Source organism: Trichocoleus sp. FACHB-46 (genome assembly GCF_014695385.1).
Lineage (GTDB): Bacteria > Cyanobacteriota > Cyanobacteriia > FACHB-46 > FACHB-46 > Trichocoleus.
Genome location: NZ_JACJOD010000008.1, coordinates 1 through 17,517, shown reverse-complemented (window position 1 = coordinate 17,517; position 17,517 = coordinate 1). Strand labels below are relative to the sequence as shown.

Sequence of the window (17,517 nt, the reverse complement as noted above, 5' to 3'; positions counted from 1 at the left end):
AACCATCATCCTGATTTTTGCAGCTCTGTTTCCTAGCTAGTTAAGACGTTGCTTTAAAGTTAATCGCTCCGGTTCGATGAATTTTTTTGGCCTCTATCTTGCTGTCTTCTAAACTTCTAGTTAAGAGGTGTGCACTAACAAAAAACGCGCAAGGACTATCGGCTATGCTGAGTCAGCCCTCCGAGCAGAGAAAATTGCAGGAAATTAACGCTATTTACGAACAGGCTGAATCTAAGCTACAAGATGCGATCGCGTTATTACAAGAGCAGATAGAGTCTCTAACACAACAACTAGAAAATTCGTATCAAGAAACTCAAGTGCTAGAGCAAGAGCTGAGCCATACTAACCAAGAGTTGTCCAACCTCAATCAGGAAAATCAAGAATTATATGCTGGGCAGCAAAAGCTGACGCTTAGTCAAGCCCGGATTCTGGCTCAGAGTTTATTAGACCAGGGAAAGCCAACTTCAGAAGCCTTAGCAAGATTATTAAGTGAAATTTATCAAGTTCAAGTTGCACCTGAGGAGTTCGCCCAGAAGGCTCGGTCCTCTAGTCTGCTGAACCCTTATAGAAGGGTTCAGCAGGCGCGAATTTTTGCGACGCAGCGTCAGCTCAAAACTCAATTTAACGAACTGAAAACCCTATTTTCCGAGCTTGGAGAAAAATTTGACGATCTCAGTTAACAGTTCATTCGTCATCCACTCAATTCAGTGCCACAATGCTTTGCAGGTAGAACCCTAGCAACAGCACTATGCCGAAGCGTTCTCGCAATTCCTCCTCAGCATCGCCCCCTCCCTCAGCATCGCCCCCTCCCTCAGCTCGCTACTCTGGATGGTTCTTGCTCGTGGTGGTTCTATTCGTAACCTGCCTAATTGTGTCCAACATTGTCGCGACCAAGCTGGTGAGCCTGCAAGGCCAGGTCGTAACTGCGGCGATCGTGATTTTTCCGATTAGCTACATCTGTGGGGATGTGCTCACTGAAGTGTATGGGTATCGGCAGGCTCGTCTAGCAATCTGGTTGGGGTTTCTGTGCAACTTAATTGCCGTGCTTGCCATTTGGCTTGGCCAACAGCTTCCCCCTGCGCCGTTTTGGGATGGACAAGCGGCTTACGAGCGCATTCTAGGCAATACCCCTCGGTTGCTGCTGGCTTCGTTTCTAGCCTATTTGGTGGGGGAATTTGTCAATTCCTTCGTGTTAGCCAAGTTGAAAGTGGCGACTCAGGGAAGATGGCTTTGGATGCGAACCATTGGTTCCACAATTGTTGGACAGGGGTTGGATTCGCTAATTTTCGTCACAGTAGCCTTTGTCGGCACGATCGCAGCTAGCCAGATAGTTTCAGCAATTGTGACGCAATGGCTGATCAAAACGGCTTACGAGGCGATCGCCACCCCTTTAACCTACATAGTGGTGAACTTCCTCAAGCAGACTGAGCACATTGATGTCTACGACTACGACACTTCCTTCAACCCGCTGGCATGGTCTGAAACAACCGAGCAAAAACTCGATTAAAGCCACAGCCCTACAAAAATCCAGCGATCGCATTGCTCGCACTCTTCGTACTCCTCAAACTCATAGCGCCAAAACAAAAACGACTGTGTTTCCGCAAAGGATTACAGTCGTTTGTTGCATCATGTGAACTGAAATAGTTCAGCCCTATAGTGTGGTTACTTGGCCAGAAACCCCTGAATTTGAGCCAAGGCAGCCTTGGCAATATTGAACGCTGCCCAGCTTCCAGCCAAAATGACTGGCAGCAAAACCACCACCACGCGATAATCCAAGTCCATATCCCGATCTCCTCTTCTAACCAGAGATTAAAGATTTTTGAATAGCTCTCATAATTGTATTATTTATCCAAACGGGCGCTTTTTCACAGCGATCGCAATTTCTCAGGCTTTCGGCTTATTTTTAGCGATCGATTGAGGGCATCTACAAGCCTGCTTAAGCGTGCGTCTGGGTAAAGCCAAGATCGGTGCCTTTGCCTGCATGCACCAAGGCTAACTTTTCGTAACGCCGGGCATGCTCAATTAAGTCTGCTACTTCTTCATCTGCGAGTTCGCGCAACCGTTTCGCCGGAACTCCCACCACAAGCGATCGCGGAGGTACATCTTTGGTTACGACCGAACCCGCCCCCACAATGCTGCCTGCCCCTACACGCACTCCATCCAGCACGATCGCCCCGATGCCAATTAAGCAACCTTGCTCAATATGAGCGCTATGGATTACAGCTCGATGTCCAATGGTGACGTAGTCTTCTAAGATGGTGAGCTTACCTGGATCACCGTGTAATATGGCTCCATCTTGAACATTGGTACAGAGGCCAATTTCAATGCGCTCGACATCAGCCCGCACCACAGCACCAAACCAAATGCTGGCACCAGCGGCGATCGCCACATTACCCATGACCGTCGCCCCCGGAGCCACAAATGCAGCTTGAGAGAGATCCGGTGCAGGCCAATAAGAAGCCGAAATTAGAGGAGATGGGTTGAAATCACTCAAAATTGTGCCCAGAGTATCAGCAGAATGCCCATAGAATTGACATCGAGGGCAGAACTTCCCTAGTTATAATAAAACAACTGGCACTGACACAGAAACACCATGCAGATCCGCACTTCATGATGACTCATGGCTTACAGTATCCAATTTTTGGTCCGGAGATTCAGTGCCCGCACTGCCGCCAAACCATTCCGGCTCTAACCCTGACAGATACTTATTTGTGTCAGAGGCACGGTGCCTTTGAATCAGATCCACAAACAGGCGAACTGGTTCACTTGCAGTCAGGACGTCACTGGAGGCAGTGGAACAACGAATGGTATCGTCAGCATACGCATCCAGACGGCATTCGGTTTGAAATCCACGAAGCGTTAGATCGGCTTTACACCCAAGGCTATCGGGCGACTCGCGTCATCATTGCCCAACGCTATAAAGATTTAATTAGCGCTTATTTAGAACGCAGCACTCCCTGGCGGGGTCAGACAGATTCAGCCAAACCTCGGCTTTACGGTCTGCCTGTAGAGTTTAGTCCTAGCCCAGAAGAAGACCCTTGCTGGGATGTGATTAATTTCGACTTAGAAAAAGAGCCAGGTGCTCCGGTTCGTTATCCTTATTTTCGTTTGTTTGAGTAATCCATCCTGAGCCGTGAGCCATTCGTTAGCTAACGGCCCGACGCGCTTAGCTTCATCACCTATGCATCACGCATCTATTCGGACTGCCAATATCCATCGGGCGATCGCGTTTTACGAGCAGTTAGGGTTTGTGGTCAATGAACGATTCACCACGGGCTACACGTTGGCTTGCTGGATGTCAGGCTTGAGTGGACGGATTGAATTGATCCAAATTCCAGAGCCGCGTCCCGTCGCTGATGCTTTTAACGACGAGCACTACACCGGGTACTATCACCTTTCCTTTGACCTCACCGATACCACTACGGATTTGCCCAAGTGGCTAGAAGATTTGCAAGCCAAATTTGCTGAGGCGGCTGAGTCGCAACCTGAGCAGATCTCACCCCTGAAGGTACTACTGGAACCCAACCAACAAATGATTGGCGATCGCGTTTATGAGGTTGCTTTCATTGCTGATGCCGATGGTTTACCCCTCGAATTCATCCGGGTGATGAATCATGAGTGATCCAGCAGAGGTATTTCAGAATAACTGGGCTTACCTGAAAGCAGAACTGACTTGGCTCGATCGCATCTTGAGTGTGGCGATCGCTCGACAGCGCCAAGAGCAAAAAACAGTAGACCGAGTGGCGCAGTCACGGGCTGATCGAGCCACAAGTCACTGGTGGAAAGGCTTAGTCGCCTTAGACGGTACGGCTGGTTATGATGAAACTCGTCCGCGCCCTACCAATCGCAGTGGTACTGCAACCAGCTATCAGCAGCAGATGGAGGCGCGAATTCAGGCTAGTTTGCAGCAGGGTGTGGCTCTAGGTTTACCGCAGTTGCGCGATCGCCTCAAGCTCACTGCCTTTGAAAAGAACTTGGTTCTGTTTAGCTTGGCTCCAGAAATTAATCGTCGCTACGCTAAGCTCTACAACTATCTCCAAAGCCACGAATCCAGCTCAGCAGCACGAGTTTCCGTTGAGGTTTCTAGTACCTGTGGCTGCCCTGATTTACCCACCGTCGATTTGGTGTTGCGGTTGCTGTGTCGTAATGACCAGGAATGGCAAACGGGTCGGGCTTACCTGACTGCCAACTCTAGCTTAATTCAGCAGGGTTTGCTGCAAATGGTGGCTTGTGGCGAGGAAACCTTACTTACTCGGCGGCTGAAGTTGAGTGACGACTTGGTGAATTATTTATTGGCTGAGCAACCCCAGCCGCAAACTTTAGAGGTTTTAGTTCAACCGGCTCAGCTTCCTCAGCTGCACCCTGTACCTCATACTCACCTTCCCCTGCCCCGCTACCTGCGTGAAGAAAAAGCCACACCTGACGGGACGCAACTGATTTTGCCGCGATCGCTTTTGGCAACCTTGCAGCATTTAGGGCAACGGGTAGAGCTGTGGTCCGAGGTGCAAGCAGTTTGGAGCGATTTACAACCTAGCTGCTCTACCCCTCCCCCGCTACCTGGAACCGTGGCGATTTTGGTAGGAGCGGCGGGCACAGGCAAAACAATGGCAGCAGCGGCGATCGCTCAACAATTAAAAACTTCTCTGTTCTGGACTGACCTAGCCTTGGTGCCGCCTGCCGAGTTTCGCAGGTTGCTTCAGGAAATTCATGAACACAGCCCAACAGTATTGCTAATCAAGTCGGCACCGCTCTGGCTGGGACGTTCTGCTGCATTAGCGACCGCAGACCTGCATCAACTGATTCATCAACGTCAGCAGCAGCGAGGCATCACCTTATTCAGCGTGCCGTTGTTGCAATCGGTGCGTTGGCACTGGCGACAGGAAATTGACCAAATTTTAGAATTCCCGCTCCCCACGCCAGGCGATCGCTTGAAGTTATGGCATCAAGTTTTTCCCAGTACGATCGGCCTCGACTCCAGCATTGATTGGGAGTTTCTAGCTCACAAGCTGCCTCTAAATGGAGGTGAAATTTGCGCGATCGCCCAAGCTGCAACTTTTTACGCAGCCGTAGATTCATTGGAGATTAAGGTAACGATGGCCCATATTCTACGAGCTTGGGAACAGAGGCAACAAAAACTGAAAACTCGTAACTAAAAAAATAAGCCCCTAAATCAGGGGCTTGGTGTCTGTTGGGTCATGGGAAAGATTATGGTCAAGATCGGATAGAAATCTGTTTTGATTTAGATCAAAATTAGAATTGCTTAGTTGTCCAATAGCAGTTTAATCCTATGAATTTTAGGTTTATGACTCCTTAAGCCAGAGCCTTTTTCACCCTAACTTTAGCCACAAATTAAAACTTTATTCCCTACTAGCTCGTCTCTCAGTCGAGAGTTATCTCCGTTGTGCCACAGATCGCAGACGTTGCAATGGCATCTCAACGGCTCCAGGAGCTTCTCGCTTAATGACTCCAGCATCCACGGCACTGTATAACTTTTCTAACACCTCTAAATCGGCAGCTTTATAGCCTCCAATTGACAATACTTGGCGGATTAACCCCTCAGATGCCACGCTGAGACAGCCTGTCTGGAAAGCAGATTGTACGAGCGTATGGATCATAGCTACGAATTATCCTGACTGTTTTACTGCCACCCTTACTATCAGGTACTTTCGAGTTCTAACAGTTGATTGAGATCGACTATAACCTGTGACCCTAAACGTTATAAGCTTGTGATTACTATCACTGACAACTAACATTAACTAGGAAGTGCGGGCTGCATCTATGAAGCCAAAATAGCGTGAACCATATGTTCTATGGGGGCTAACTATTCTGGATTAAAGCTATAAATAGGTTTCCCGTCCGAGTAATTAATGATTTAATGCCGATAAGATAGGGTCAATCATCTGCCAATTTGTGGGTGCAACGGGAAGTAACGGTGGCAGTTGATGTTGAGGAGTGAAGAGGATGGCTTATTCTAATCGTGTATCTCAACCTTCCGTGCTGGAGTTAGCACGAGAAGGTAATGTTCGAGCGATCGCCTATTGGCTGAATAGCTACTTAGTTCCTCAAGGGGTCTACGCCTCCATTCGACCCACTCGCTCTAATTGCCTACACATTACCGTCGAGTTCGATCGCATTCCAGAGCGCGATCGCTTAGTCCGCTTCATTTGCCATCGTCTTTGCCAGCTCAACTTAGACTTTATCGAAGGAGTCAGGATTGCGGCTCGCTTCGCAGATGAAAGTCAAACTCTCTGGCAGCAATCTGTTCGCTTAGCCACATCCAGCAGACGCCAAAAGCGCCCCCGTCAGCCCGCCAACCGCCCTCAAGCGACTCAATCCATATCTGTCAAACAACTGCTAGATCAGCGTGTTTATCTGAAGCTAGCTCGTTCTCTCTTGCTCAGTGGTTCTGCCGTAGCAGCGTTTGTCTTGGGTTGTCTGCTCAGCTACAACGAAACTCCTACAGAGCCAACGATCGCCTCTGCCAACGGTCGCACCCCCGAAACCACACTCACGAGGTCTGAACCCAACCGACCGAATGCGATCCGTGCTGCCTTAGAGACAGTTCCAGTGGTGCAGCACCAAAACCTACTCAATCCTGATGACCCAGCCGTCACCTTGATGTTTGGGGGGGATGTCACCCTATCTGATGCCTTCGAGGATTTAGTTGGTCAAGACTACAACTGGGCCTTCGCCGACATGAAGGAGTATCGCCAAGCAGACGTAGCGATGGTGAATCTCGAAAATCCTTTAACCCGCGCCACCTCACCACTGCCAGATAAGCAATTTAACTTCAAGGCTGACCCAGAGTCGGTAGAAGTATTAACGGATGGCGGCATCGACATTGTGACTCTGGCTAACAATCACGCGATGGACTACGAAGCATCCGGGTTGATAGAAACGCTAGAAACGCTAGAGCAGGCGGGCATTCATCACATTGGGGCGGGTCGAGACATTAAGGAAGCTCGTCGTCCAGAAATCTTAGAAGTGAAGGGACAGCGCATTGCTTATCTCGGCTATTACGATGCAGACCTTCATGCGGCAGATATAGATGTTGCTGGCACCAATCCCACTCGCAACGATCGCATCGCCGAGGATATTCGAGCTATTCGTAAGCAGGTTGATTGGATCGTTGTAAATTACCATTGGGGCGAGGAATTAGCTGAGTATCCCGTAGATATGCAGATTCAGCTAGCACACCACACCATTGATAAAGGAGCTGATCTGGTTGTGGGGCACCATCCCCATGTCCTGCAAGGAGCGGAAATTTATAAGGGACGACCAATTGTCTATTCTCTAGGCAACTTCATTTTTGGCGGCAATTCCCGCAGCGACTACGATACAGCGGTGCTAAAAGTTGCCTTGCGGGACAAGCAAATGAAGGTGGAATTTTTGCCAGTTGAGGTGACGCAGTATCAACCCCGCATTGTGTCTGGCGATCGCGGTGAGCAAATCCTCAATCAAATTCGTGAGCGATCGAGCCTCTTTGCTCAACCGATGCCATCCTCCGTTATTCTTGATGCCCGTAGTTCTGAAGTGGTTGAGCCAGGGGAGTCAGAGGTTTTCAGGGAACCATCTCTCAACCCAGATGCGACGAATGTTGCTCCGTCGCCACAATCTACACCTGAGACAACGTCACCTGACTCCTTTATTACTACACCAGACTCAGCTCCTGACGACCTACCTGCTTCACCAGATGAGCGATCCAACGACCCTGCTACTCCACTCAACTCACAACCTTTCGCACCCGATACTGCACCCAGTAATAGCGCTCCTGCTTTCCCCGATTCAGAGCCAAGCCCTAGCTTCTCTAACCCAGAACCCGCCGACAACTGGCAATCTTTACCCTCTCAACCGACTGCTGCCCCCTCTCCAGACCCAACCGATGCTTGGCCTGATGGCTCCACTACGCCTGAGCCTTTTGAGCCAGATGCTTTCGAGCCAGATGCTTTCAAGCCAGACAGGTCCAACCCATCCCTAGATTCGGAACCATCTGAATCTGCGCCAGCGGAGCTTGAACCGACCGAATCTGAGCCATCAGAGCTGAACTCTGAGCCTGAGAGTGGCTATACTTACCCACACCGTCAGGAACCAGATGATTATTGGCAACCGCTGACACCAGACCCATCAGAACCGCCTGACGAGCTTGTCCCTAGCGATGATACATCTCCTGACCCTGGTGCTCCTCTCAACTCTCAACCCGAGGCAGAACCCTTTACAAAGCCTGAAAACAGCACTGAACCCTTTGAGTCGTCGCCCCTAGAGGGTGATACTTCTCAACCATTAAACGGTGATACTTCTAGTCCTCTGAATCAGACACCCGCACCTAGTCCAACCCTAAACGAGGGTTTAGAACCCTTTACTGATCCTGTAGAGGCACCTGCGGACGATACCTCTATTCCTGAAAACGTGGAACCCAGACTTCCATCGGCTCCGCCTAATAACAATCTAGAGCCCTTCACCACCTCTCCAGAAGATTCCACACCCCTGGAAGCTGAGCCATCAATTGCGCCCACGACTGCACCCAGCGATCGCTTAGAGCCGTTCATTACCAATCCTGCTGAGACAGTTCCAACTGCTCCAACCGTAGCGCCAGATTCGCAGCAAGGAAATTCTTCCCCGGAACCTGTATTGCCTCAGGCTGAACCATCTGAGCCAAAACCATTCGAGCCACCCTCACATCCTAAACAGCATCCGCGCGAGCACATTGCTCTCCTAGAACATCAAGCTCCGCCGCTCGCCCTCTCTACTTCTACTGCTGCTCCATCTCCAGTTCTATCAACAGCAGCAAGTCGCCATCAGCAACCAGAAACGCCTCTAGCCACCCCATTTGCGGGGCGCTTAGAGTAGCTTTGCAGAGCTGAGCGAGATCTCATTCCAACCCAAGGAGTCAATCACTGTGTTTGCGATCGCAACTGAACAGCGGCAATACAAAACCTATCTACTCTCTGACCAAGCCACCAACTCTCGCTTAGAAATAGTGCCTGAGCGGGGCGGTATTGTTACCAGTTGGCAAGTGCAAGGCCAAGAGCTGCTGTATCTAGATGCTGAACGATTCGCCAATCCCGAACTAACTGTGCGGGGCGGCATCCCGATCTTGTTTCCGATTTGCGGCAATCTGCCCAACAATACTTACAACCACAACGGCCAAACCTACACTCTGAAGCAGCATGGCTTTGCCCGTGATTTACCTTGGCAAGTAACGGAACAGGAAACGCAAGATTTAGCCAGCCTGACTTTGGCGTTAGAGAGCAATGAGCAAACCTTGGCGGTGTATCCCTTCCAGTTTCGAGTCGCCTTCACCTACAAATTGCAAGGGCATACCTTAGAGATTCATCAGCGGTTTGAGAATCGCTCTAATGAGCCAATGCCTTTCTCGGTGGGGCTACATCCCTACTTTGTAACCTCAGATAAAACTCAGCTCCAGTTCGATATTCCTGCCACAGACTTACTCGATCAGCGATCGCAAGCCGTCGAATCTTTCAGTAACCAATTCGATTTTGAGCGCGATGAAATTGATGTGGCGTTCCGGGAGCTCTCGCGTCGCTCAGCCACCGTCAGCGATCGCAGCCAGGGGGTGCATTTGACGCTCAGCTATGAGTTACCCTACTCCACCGTGGTCTTTTGGACGGTGAAAGGTAAAGAGTTTTATTGCCTAGAACCTTGGACTGCGGGACGCAATGCCCTGAATACGGGCGATCGGCTGACCCACTTGGCCCCCGGCGCGAGTTTAGATACAGCGGTTCAACTCACGGCCAAATTTCTGTAGTTTCAGCGCTGAATCTCAAACTAGGCAGGCAATCTAAAAACAATCTGAAGAAATTTACGTTTTTCTTGATAAATATCTTCTAAATTTAGAAGGGGTGTGTTATTGTTGTAAACGGCGCTGAGACAGGCGCAACTGAACGGGTCGCTAACTCAATGGTAGAGTACTCGGCTTTTAACCGATTTGTTCCGGGTTCGAGTCCCGGGCGACCCATAAAAAGAAAAATAAACAAATCTTATAGACTTAGTAAAAAGGGTTCAAGCTGAATCTTGAAATACTTCCTCTATTTACAAGCACAAAGTATCTTAAGATTAACGTAAGAATTGAGCTCGTCTAAAACTAGCTAGCTAACGACGAAGTAATTAGGAGGACTCTCTATGGCGCTCGTACCCATGCGGCTGTTGTTGGATCATGCGGCTGAAAACGGTTACGGCATTCCCGCCTACAACGTTAACAACATGGAGCAGATTCAAGCCATCATGCAGGCTGCCCATGAAACCGATAGCCCTGTGATTTTGCAAGCCTCTCGTGGCGCTCGTAAATATGCTGGAGAAGCTTTCCTACGCCACCTGATTTTGGCTGCGGTAGAGACCTATCCTGATATTCCTATCGCAATGCACCAGGATCATGGCAATAGCCCTGCGACTTGCTACTCAGCCATGAGTCATGGTTTTACCAGCGTCATGATGGACGGCTCTCTGGAAGCGGATGCTAAAACCCCTTCCAGCTATGAGTACAACGTTGAAGTAACTCGCCGAGTGGTAGAAGTTGCTCACGCAATCGGCGTCAGCGTTGAAGGTGAATTGGGTTGCCTCGGCTCTCTGGAAACGGGCCAAGGTGACAAAGAGGATGGACACGGTTTTGAGGGCACCCTCTCCCATGACCAACTCTTGACCGACCCCGATGAAGCAGTAGACTTCGTGGAGCAAACTGGCGTTGATGCCCTCGCAGTTGCGATCGGGACCAGCCACGGTGCTTACAAATTCACCCGCAAGCCTACTGGTGAAATCCTCGCCATCAGCCGCATCGAAGAAATCCACCGTCGCTTGCCCAACACCCACTTGGTAATGCACGGTTCCTCCTCCGTACCTGAAGATCTGATTGCGCTAATCAACCAGTACGGCGGTAAAATTCCTGAAACTTACGGTGTACCCCTTGAAGAAATTCAAAAGGGTATCAAGAGCGGTGTGCGTAAAGTCAACATCGACACCGACAACCGTTTGGCGATCACTGCTGCGGTCCGTGAAGCACTAGCTTCTAAGCCTGAGGAATTCGATCCTCGCCACTTCCTCAAGCCTTCTATCAAGTACATGCAAAACGTTTGTGCTGAGCGCTATCAAGCCTTTAGTGCTGCGGGTCAAGCTAGCAAGATCAAGCCTGTTTCTCTGGATGATTTTGCGGCTAAGTATGCCAAAGGCGAACTGGGTGGCGCTACCAAGAAAGCTGTCACTGTTTAATTAACAGGTTCTGCTTCTAACTAAAAAAGCTGGGTAGCGTAAAAACTACTCAGCTTTCTTATTGGCTTTAACCCGGGAATCTCATCAACAGCGATCGCCCTATCGAGATGCCAGTGTACAAGCTGCTTTAGCTTCTGCGTCAGAGGGTACGAGTGCAACCACATGAGGCACAGGGCGAGGAATATACCCTACCAGTGATTCACCTTTGTAAGCTAGTGAAGTGCTAGCACCAGAGTCCAGCATCACTGCATCACGAAAACCCGCTTTCGCTAAAGCAATTCCCAAAGAAACCGAATCAATTGGCTCTACCGAAACCCCAATCGTAGGCTGCCCCGCTTGATTAATGCCCCAAAAAGCGCGATGACGTACGGCATCAAAATCAAACAAGCTACCGAAAGCACTGGCAGGTTGGGGTTGGCTATCCTTCACCAGCCAAGCCGCAGCTACAAAAGCATCGGTGACTCCTGGCAATTCCGCTTGCACACCCTCTAGGCTGTTGTGCTTGTCTGGGTTAAAAGGAATAAACTTAGTGGCTTGGGGACTCATTACCACTAGTGGTCGTCCCTTCAGCCTCGGATTGTCGCTGTGATTGCCTGGCACAAACCGCCCGCTGCTTTGACTCATGACAGGGCCAATCATCACGTTGGAGTCCAAGTACTTGAGCGAGAAGAAACCCCCATCCACCGCTGCGATCGCCTGAGTTCCTTCTAGAATTTCTTGAACCTGGTAACGACTCTTGGCATGAATCGTGATCGGTTTACCCCCGGAAATTAACCGGAAAGGTGTCTCGTCAATTGTTGTTTCGGTGAGTTGCACTGGCGCAGAAAAATCAAAGCCCAGATTCCAACTAGGCAAGGGAGATCCACCCCAAGCTTGATCTACGATATCAGGGAGCCGAGACTGTCCAAAGCGAGCGATCGCCAACAAGCTCTCCGACTCACCTGCAAAGCGCTCATCCACATCATCCATTGTGAATGCGGCTAAATAGCCCGCCTCCTGAACCACTTTAGCGACTCGGGCATTGTACTTTCCTTCTGGGTAGGTGAAGTACCGAATTGGCATGTCTAATTCAGCTTCTAAAAGCCGTTTCGACTCTGCTACCTCAGTGGCCAAATGATCATCTGTGAGTTTGGTGAGATCTGGCGGATGAGTCACACTATGAGCCGCGATCGTGACTAAGGGATCGGCAGCCATTTGTCGCAACTCTTCCCAATTCAGGCTAGAGCGCCCCAGCTTTTTACCAACCTTGGCAGTATAGATAGAGAATACTGCTGGGTAGCCGTATTTTTTGAGTAAGGGGTAAACGTGTTCATACTGTCCCTTGTAGCCATCATCGAAGGTTAATAAGATAGGCTTTTCTGGTAAAGGCAACCCAGTTCGTAGATGCGTGGTTAGCTGATCGAGACTAATCGGAGTTAGCCCACGCTCTTGAATCAGTTGCAGGTGTTGCTCAAACTCCTCAGGGGTGACATCAAAGAAAACTTGCTTTTCTAGCAGAATATCGTGATACATAATCACGGGGACTCTGGCCTGTTGAGCGCGATCGCTAATCTGTGGCCAAGGGCTAGGATTGAGATAGCTTACCAGTTGCGGTCCTAAGCCCTGAATTAAATGACTTAAACCAACTTCCGGATCACCAACCCAGGTGGAGGCCTTAACCAAATTCCCCATCCAAGTAGTTAGCTGAGTTGACGTTCTGAGATTGTCATCGGTTTGACAAACTGGCTCAGATGATTGTGCTTCTCTAGAGTTAAGCGCTAACAATCCTGCCCCAGACGCTAGCGATTGTGGAGAATGGCTCAAGTCCTGCGCGATCGCTGAATGGGACCACAGCAGCGCTATCAATCCTAAGGGCAGACCAACAGCGAAACCGAGGCGAAAGTTAATAATTCCGAGCCCGTGAGAGAAATTTTTGGCAGCTTGAGAGCCCAGGTGATGCTCCCGGCAAATCAACGTCATATTTTTGCAGGACAAAGGCACTGTGGCTAGATGTAACCGATACCAAAAGATTTGTCAGGTGTTACAAATCACACAAAAGGCAGATCCCAGCTCTGCCACTGCAATTCTTAGACCAACCGTTTCCAAGGTTGTTCCTAGCAGGTTGTGTTCGCTAAACCTTAATTAGACACTACTCTGCCTGCCCCAAAAATCCGGGTAAAACCCTAACTTCACGCTGCTCTATCGAGGTGCTAAAAGCACATATTCATCCTTCATCTCTTGTCCAGAAATGCTGCCTTAAAACATCCCAGCGGGAGCAATGCCAATGATCCACATGGGACCCAATTAACCCGGTGGCATCAAGTTGCAACTCACTCCAACCTGTAATGGCAATCCTGGGTTGCCAAGGTAGGGGCGATCGCCACTTCAGCGTCCACTCGGTTCTAATCGAGTTGCCGTTCTGCTGAATATCATGCAGATCCATTTTGAGGTCCGCAAACCATCGCTCTAGAAAAGCAATCATTTGCTTGTAGCGTTCTACCCCTTGAAAACGATTGAGCGGATCTTGAAAAAAGACTTTTTCTGCATAGATGCTATAGGTTTGGTTCACAGGAAACCGCTCATAGTCCTCACGTAGAACCTGCACAATATCCATTAAGACTCGACCTCAGGCCACAAACGCTCTAATTGACGCTTCCAAGCTGCGAGTACTTCTTCGCGGCTACTAGCTCCCTGCTCCAAATCTCCCATTAATCCTTCCTCATAGAAACGATTTAACGTTTGCAGAGTCGCTTCTAATGACTGTCCTTGGAGTTTGGCGACATGAATAATTTGGCGAATTTGGACTTCTACTAGGTCATTGAAAGGTTTGGCTAAACCTTGTTCATGTAGGGACTGCAAACGCTGAATCGCTGCTGTTAGGTCTGCGATCGCTAAACTTTCTAGACGATGCTGAAACACCCCCCACAAAACATCTTGGTGCAGGGCATAACGGGTTTCTTGAGTGGCATCAAAATTAGCTTCTAGCAGTTGTGGCATAAAAGCTTGCGCTTCTTGAGCAGGGGCGATCGGCAAGAGCACTCTTAACCAAGTGTGGTCTTCGGACAGCAAAACTAGGAGGCGGAAGTTTGTGGTTTCGACTTGCCAGGCTTCTGGCTCTAACCTTTGAGCTAAAGCGCCAAACAAGTTCGTTAAGGCATTGGTTATTTCGTCAGGAGTCATTGTAGAGCGCGGAATTTAGGGCTGTAGCATCATCATGACGCTCCAATTAGCGATGGCACAACCGTTACACATTGCCTCCATGTTGTAACTAATGCGGCTTACCCCGTCATTAAAAATAGTCGCAAAGGGTCTAAATGGATGTACCAAGGCAAGGGTTGCTCTTTAAGTAAAGACCATTTTTCTTTGAACACCTCTGCTTGTAAATGATAGTCCTGGTCATCGCTGGGAGCGGCATGCAGCTTCAAGTAGAGCGTCGTTCGGTGTAGCGTTTCACTGGTTTGAACTAACCAACAAGGGAAAGTGTTACTGCTGCCCGGAGCGATCGCGGAATTGTTCCGCTCGGGAGCGCTGGTAAATATAATGTGATGAGCTCGGATACCAACCAGAGATAAGTCAGCGGGAATCGGCTCCACAACCCTCAGGAGGCAATTCCAATCGACGGCTCGAATCAGTTGTGTCTCAACTATTTCTGCCTGGGAAAAGTTTTTGCAACCCGTTAGCTGAGCCACCACAAATTCAGTTGGCCGTTCCACGACTTCTGCTTTAGGGCCAGAAGCTACAACCTGCCCAGCAGCCAGGATCATTAGGTTTTGGCAAATCCGGTAAGCTTCTTCTAAGTTGTGGGTTACAAACAAAGTAATCCCTGGATAACTCGCTAAAATCTCCTGCAAGTGCTTCTCTAGTTGACTGCGCAGGTGAGTATCCAACGCCGAGAAAGGCTCATCTAAAAGCAAAATTTGCGGTTCGATTGCCAAGGCTCTAGCCAAGGCGACTCGCTGCTGCTGACCTCCCGACAGTTGCTGCGGATATCGGCGTTCTAACCCTTGTAGTTGCATCACACTGAGCAGCCGAGCCACTCTATCCGCACGTTCGCTTGCAGGCAACGTATAGAGCCCAAAGGCGATATTTTGTTGAACTGTCAGGTGAGGAAAAAGCGCGTAATTTTGGAATAGAAAGCCAACCTGCCGCTGCCGACTAGGAAGATTAATGCCCCGCTCTAAGTCAAATAACACTCGGCCATTCAATACAATACGCCCACTCGATGGCGTCTCTAGCCCAGCAATACAGCGCAGAGTCAAGCTCTTGCCAGAACCTGAAGCTCCTAAGAGTCCTAGTGGTTTTTGATCAGCTGTACAGCTAACTTTGAGCGAGAAGTTAGCTAACTGCTTGGAGATAGCGATCGCTAGTTCCGGTTTCAAGGATGCAGTTTTTGCTTCTACAGTGGGTCGTGTAGCACCCCTGACCAAATGAGTAGTTATGTTGGCGGAATGCCCTTGCGGTTGGACTGTTTGCTGTTGCCTGAACCGATGCCGATAGTGAGACCAGTAATTTAGGTTAGCAATGGTCACTAGCGCGATCGCTACCACCACTACTACCCAAACTAGAGCCTGAGACCTGTTCCCTTGCTCGACTGCAAAGAAAATAGCGGTAGGAATCGTTTGAGTTTCTCCAGGAATGTTGCCTGCCAACATCAAAGTGGCACCGAACTCTCCTAGCGCGCGTGCAAAGGTCAAAATGCTGCCCGCTATCATGCCTGGCCAAGCCAAAGGCAATAGTACCCGCCAAAAGATCCTCCACTCTGAAGCCCCAAGAGTTTGCGCTGCTTGAATCAGATCAGAATCAATTTGCTCGAAAGCCCCCAGTGCGGTTCGGTACATCAAAGGAAACGAGACCACAGTAGCCGCAATTACAGTGGCAGACCAGGAAAAAATCACGTTCAAACCCAGAGGTTGCAGAACTTGCCCTATCGGCCCATGCTTACCAAATAGCAACAGCAACAAGAAACCAACGACAGTAGGTGGTAAAACCAAAGGCAGCGTCAGTACACCATCAAACCAGGGTTTTGCCCTGCCTGGGTAACTAAACATCCAACGGGCTACTACTGTCCCCAAGCAACCAGCAATCATAGTAGCCGCAGCAGCAGTCTTTAGAGAAATCTCCAGAGGAGACCAGTCAAACGCCATGTCATGATGCCTTTATCTCCTGCAATAAAAACATCAATTGCTGGCAATGCCAAATCCATGCTTTTGAAATACAGCTTTAGCCTGTGGACTGGATAAAAACTGTACAAATTCTTGAGCAGCAGTTACATTTTTGCTATCTTCTAGCACTGCTACAGAATAACTAACGGCAGAATGAGACTGTTCAGGCGCGATCGCTACGATCCTAACTTGTCTCGACGTTTTAGCATCTGTCAAGTAAACTATTCCAGCATCTACATTCGCCGTTTCTACATAGCTCAAAACTTGTCTTACATCTTTCGCTAAAACTAATTTTGGTTTAACTAATTCAAGAATCCCCAGCCAGGTCAAAACTTCTTGGGCATACATGCCAGCTGGTACACTCTCCGGATCTGCGATCGCTAAACGTTTAACACTTCTATTTTTGAGGTCGCTGAAATCTTTCAAAACCGACACATTTTTCGGCTCAATCAAGACCACTTGATTCGTTAAAAATTTTTTTCGAGTACTGGTTAGTAGCAATCCTTGCTTCTGCAAAACATCCATCTGCTTGGTTGCAGCAGATACAAAAATATCGACAGGAGCACCTTGCTCAATCTGAGCCTGCAAGGCTCCGGAGGAGCCGAAGTTAAAAGTTAAAAAACTTTCCGAGTTTTCTTGCTGCCAAAGCGACCTTACTTCTTCCATTACATTAGTAAGGCTAGCCGCCGCTGATATTGTCAAAGTAGCTGATTGCTTTCTAACTGTTGAGGTTGAAGACTCAGAGCTTGAGTTAACAAAATTACAACCAGCGATCGTTAAAGCAAATCCAGCGATCAAAAGACCTACTCTGGCAAGAGCAAAAAATCTCATGCAACTTATGAAAAGCTTTTAATTGAAGCACCATATCACAATTGCAGTATTTATCTCGGTACTGGAAAACAAATAGTTCGAACTAGGAGATTCGAAATAACCGTCTACAGAGAGAAAAAACGTGCAAATCAGGGATAATATGCCCGAAAAACACAGAAAAGAGAGAGGAGTGCCTAGGCACTCCTCTCTCTCTTTTCTGTTTTTGATTATTGCCCTGGCATCGAGCTATTGTCCCGTGGGGCTGCCCCCAAAGTATCGTCGCCGCTACAGCGTTTCACCTCTGAGTTCGGGATGGGTCAGTGTGGTTCCACCGTGCCATGAACAC

16 protein-coding genes, 1 tRNA gene and 1 rRNA gene are annotated in these 17,517 nt (G+C 49.1%); 9 read left to right on the top strand and 9 right to left on the bottom strand.

What is annotated here, in order from left to right; genetic code table 11:
- Positions 1 to 164 precede the first annotated feature (164 nt).
- Entirely contained in the window at positions 165 to 680 is a 516-nt protein-coding gene (locus H6F72_RS04860) for a hypothetical protein (protein ID WP_190432375.1), read from the top strand.
- A 68-nt stretch (positions 681 to 748) separates the two neighbouring features.
- Positions 749 to 1,507: a queuosine precursor transporter gene (locus H6F72_RS04855; RefSeq protein WP_190432373.1), complete on the top strand. Its 759-nt coding sequence runs from the start codon at positions 749 to 751 to the stop codon at positions 1,505 to 1,507.
- A gap of 155 nt (positions 1,508 to 1,662) precedes the next feature.
- Here H6F72_RS04855 and H6F72_RS04850 read toward each other — a convergent pair whose 3' ends face one another.
- Together H6F72_RS04850 and H6F72_RS04845 are read right to left on the bottom strand one after the other, a co-directional pair.
- Positions 1,663 to 1,782 carry a photosystem II protein Y gene (locus H6F72_RS04850; protein WP_190432371.1) on the bottom strand — a complete coding sequence of 40 codons (120 nt, stop codon included), beginning with the start codon at positions 1,780 to 1,782 and terminating at the stop codon, positions 1,663 to 1,665.
- Between the two features lie 154 nt (positions 1,783 to 1,936).
- The gene (locus H6F72_RS04845) at positions 1,937 to 2,494 is read right to left on the bottom strand and encodes a gamma carbonic anhydrase family protein (protein ID WP_190432370.1); all 558 of its coding nucleotides are present in this window, start codon (positions 2,492 to 2,494) and stop codon (positions 1,937 to 1,939) included.
- 116 nt (positions 2,495 to 2,610) lie between these two features.
- Here H6F72_RS04845 and H6F72_RS04840 point away from each other — a divergent pair, with 116 nt between their 5' ends.
- From H6F72_RS04840 to H6F72_RS04830, 3 genes are all read left to right on the top strand, one after another.
- Positions 2,611 to 3,120: a TIGR02652 family protein gene (locus tag H6F72_RS04840; protein ID WP_190432368.1), complete on the top strand. Its 510-nt coding sequence runs from the start codon at positions 2,611 to 2,613 to the stop codon at positions 3,118 to 3,120.
- Between the two features lie 61 nt (positions 3,121 to 3,181).
- Positions 3,182 to 3,622 carry a VOC family protein gene (locus tag H6F72_RS04835; protein ID WP_190432366.1) on the top strand — a complete coding sequence of 147 codons (441 nt, stop codon included), beginning with the start codon at positions 3,182 to 3,184 and terminating at the stop codon, positions 3,620 to 3,622.
- On the top strand, positions 3,615 to 5,153 hold the full coding sequence (locus H6F72_RS04830) for an AAA family ATPase (protein WP_190432364.1): 1,539 nt from the start codon (positions 3,615 to 3,617) through the stop codon (positions 5,151 to 5,153). The genes H6F72_RS04835 and H6F72_RS04830 overlap by 8 nt, the downstream gene beginning before the upstream one ends.
- Positions 5,154 to 5,390: 237 nt before the next feature.
- Here H6F72_RS04830 and H6F72_RS04825 read toward each other — a convergent pair whose 3' ends face one another.
- Complete coding sequence (locus H6F72_RS04825) at positions 5,391 to 5,615, bottom strand: hypothetical protein (RefSeq protein WP_190432362.1); 225 nt, start codon at positions 5,613 to 5,615, stop codon at positions 5,391 to 5,393.
- Positions 5,616 to 5,961: 346 nt separating this feature from the next.
- On the opposite strand from H6F72_RS04825, the gene H6F72_RS04820 reads away from it, so the two are divergent.
- The 4 genes from H6F72_RS04820 (at position 5,962) to fba (ending at position 11,220) form a co-directional block, all read left to right on the top strand.
- The gene (locus H6F72_RS04820) at positions 5,962 to 8,847 is read left to right on the top strand and encodes a CapA family protein (protein WP_190432360.1); all 2,886 of its coding nucleotides are present in this window, start codon (positions 5,962 to 5,964) and stop codon (positions 8,845 to 8,847) included.
- A 49-nt stretch (positions 8,848 to 8,896) separates the two neighbouring features.
- Complete coding sequence (locus H6F72_RS04815; protein ID WP_190432358.1) at positions 8,897 to 9,766, top strand: aldose epimerase; 870 nt, start codon at positions 8,897 to 8,899, stop codon at positions 9,764 to 9,766.
- Positions 9,767 to 9,904: 138 nt separating this feature from the next.
- Positions 9,905 to 9,976, top strand: a tRNA-Lys gene (locus H6F72_RS04810).
- 164 nt (positions 9,977 to 10,140) lie between these two features.
- On the top strand, positions 10,141 to 11,220 hold the full coding sequence (fba, locus tag H6F72_RS04805; protein ID WP_190432357.1) for a class II fructose-bisphosphate aldolase: 1,080 nt from the start codon (positions 10,141 to 10,143) through the stop codon (positions 11,218 to 11,220).
- 99 nt (positions 11,221 to 11,319) lie between these two features.
- Here the strand turns inward: fba and H6F72_RS04800 are convergent, their stop codons facing one another.
- The 6 genes from H6F72_RS04800 to rrf all read right to left on the bottom strand — a co-directional run.
- A complete protein-coding gene (locus tag H6F72_RS04800; protein WP_190432356.1) occupies positions 11,320 to 13,179 on the bottom strand; it encodes a polysaccharide deacetylase family protein in 1,860 nt (619 codons plus the stop codon).
- 244 nt (positions 13,180 to 13,423) lie between these two features.
- Positions 13,424 to 13,813, bottom strand: coding sequence for a DUF2358 domain-containing protein (locus H6F72_RS04795; protein WP_190432355.1), 390 nt, complete (start codon positions 13,811 to 13,813; stop codon positions 13,424 to 13,426).
- Entirely contained in the window at positions 13,813 to 14,379 is a 567-nt protein-coding gene (locus H6F72_RS04790) for a hypothetical protein (RefSeq protein ID WP_190432354.1), read from the bottom strand. Before H6F72_RS04790 ends, H6F72_RS04795 begins: the two co-directional genes overlap by 1 nt.
- 98 nt (positions 14,380 to 14,477) lie before the next feature.
- Positions 14,478 to 16,343: a molybdate ABC transporter permease subunit gene (gene modB / locus H6F72_RS04785; RefSeq protein WP_190432353.1), complete on the bottom strand. Its 1,866-nt coding sequence runs from the start codon at positions 16,341 to 16,343 to the stop codon at positions 14,478 to 14,480.
- 33 nt (positions 16,344 to 16,376) lie between these two features.
- Complete coding sequence (gene modA, locus H6F72_RS04780; protein WP_190432351.1) at positions 16,377 to 17,192, bottom strand: molybdate ABC transporter substrate-binding protein; 816 nt, start codon at positions 17,190 to 17,192, stop codon at positions 16,377 to 16,379.
- Between the two features lie 212 nt (positions 17,193 to 17,404).
- Positions 17,405 to 17,517, bottom strand: a 5S ribosomal RNA gene (rrf, locus tag H6F72_RS04775); the annotation flags it as partial.

Excerpts from the sequence above, each read along its gene's own strand:
- H6F72_RS04860 (WP_190432375.1), top strand. The coding sequence starts at position 165 with ATGCTGAGTCAGCCCTCCGAGCAGAGAAAATTGCAGGAAATTAACGCT.
- H6F72_RS04855 (WP_190432373.1), top strand. The coding sequence starts at position 749 with ATGCCGAAGCGTTCTCGCAATTCCTCCTCAGCATCGCCCCCTCCCTCA.
- H6F72_RS04850 (WP_190432371.1), bottom strand. The coding sequence starts at position 1,782 with ATGGACTTGGATTATCGCGTGGTGGTGGTTTTGCTGCCAGTCATTTTG.
- H6F72_RS04840 (WP_190432368.1), top strand. The coding sequence starts at position 2,611 with ATGATGACTCATGGCTTACAGTATCCAATTTTTGGTCCGGAGATTCAG.
- H6F72_RS04835 (WP_190432366.1), top strand. The coding sequence starts at position 3,182 with ATGCATCACGCATCTATTCGGACTGCCAATATCCATCGGGCGATCGCG.
- H6F72_RS04830 (WP_190432364.1), top strand. The coding sequence starts at position 3,615 with ATGAGTGATCCAGCAGAGGTATTTCAGAATAACTGGGCTTACCTGAAA.
- H6F72_RS04825 (WP_190432362.1), bottom strand. The coding sequence starts at position 5,615 with ATGATCCATACGCTCGTACAATCTGCTTTCCAGACAGGCTGTCTCAGC.
- H6F72_RS04820 (WP_190432360.1), top strand. The coding sequence starts at position 5,962 with ATGGCTTATTCTAATCGTGTATCTCAACCTTCCGTGCTGGAGTTAGCA.
- fba (WP_190432357.1), top strand. The coding sequence starts at position 10,141 with ATGGCGCTCGTACCCATGCGGCTGTTGTTGGATCATGCGGCTGAAAAC.
- H6F72_RS04800 (WP_190432356.1), bottom strand. The coding sequence starts at position 13,179 with ATGACGTTGATTTGCCGGGAGCATCACCTGGGCTCTCAAGCTGCCAAA.
- H6F72_RS04795 (WP_190432355.1), bottom strand. The coding sequence starts at position 13,813 with ATGGATATTGTGCAGGTTCTACGTGAGGACTATGAGCGGTTTCCTGTG.
- H6F72_RS04790 (WP_190432354.1), bottom strand. The coding sequence starts at position 14,379 with ATGACTCCTGACGAAATAACCAATGCCTTAACGAACTTGTTTGGCGCT.
- modB (WP_190432353.1), bottom strand. The coding sequence starts at position 16,343 with ATGGCGTTTGACTGGTCTCCTCTGGAGATTTCTCTAAAGACTGCTGCT.
- modA (WP_190432351.1), bottom strand. The coding sequence starts at position 17,192 with ATGAGATTTTTTGCTCTTGCCAGAGTAGGTCTTTTGATCGCTGGATTT.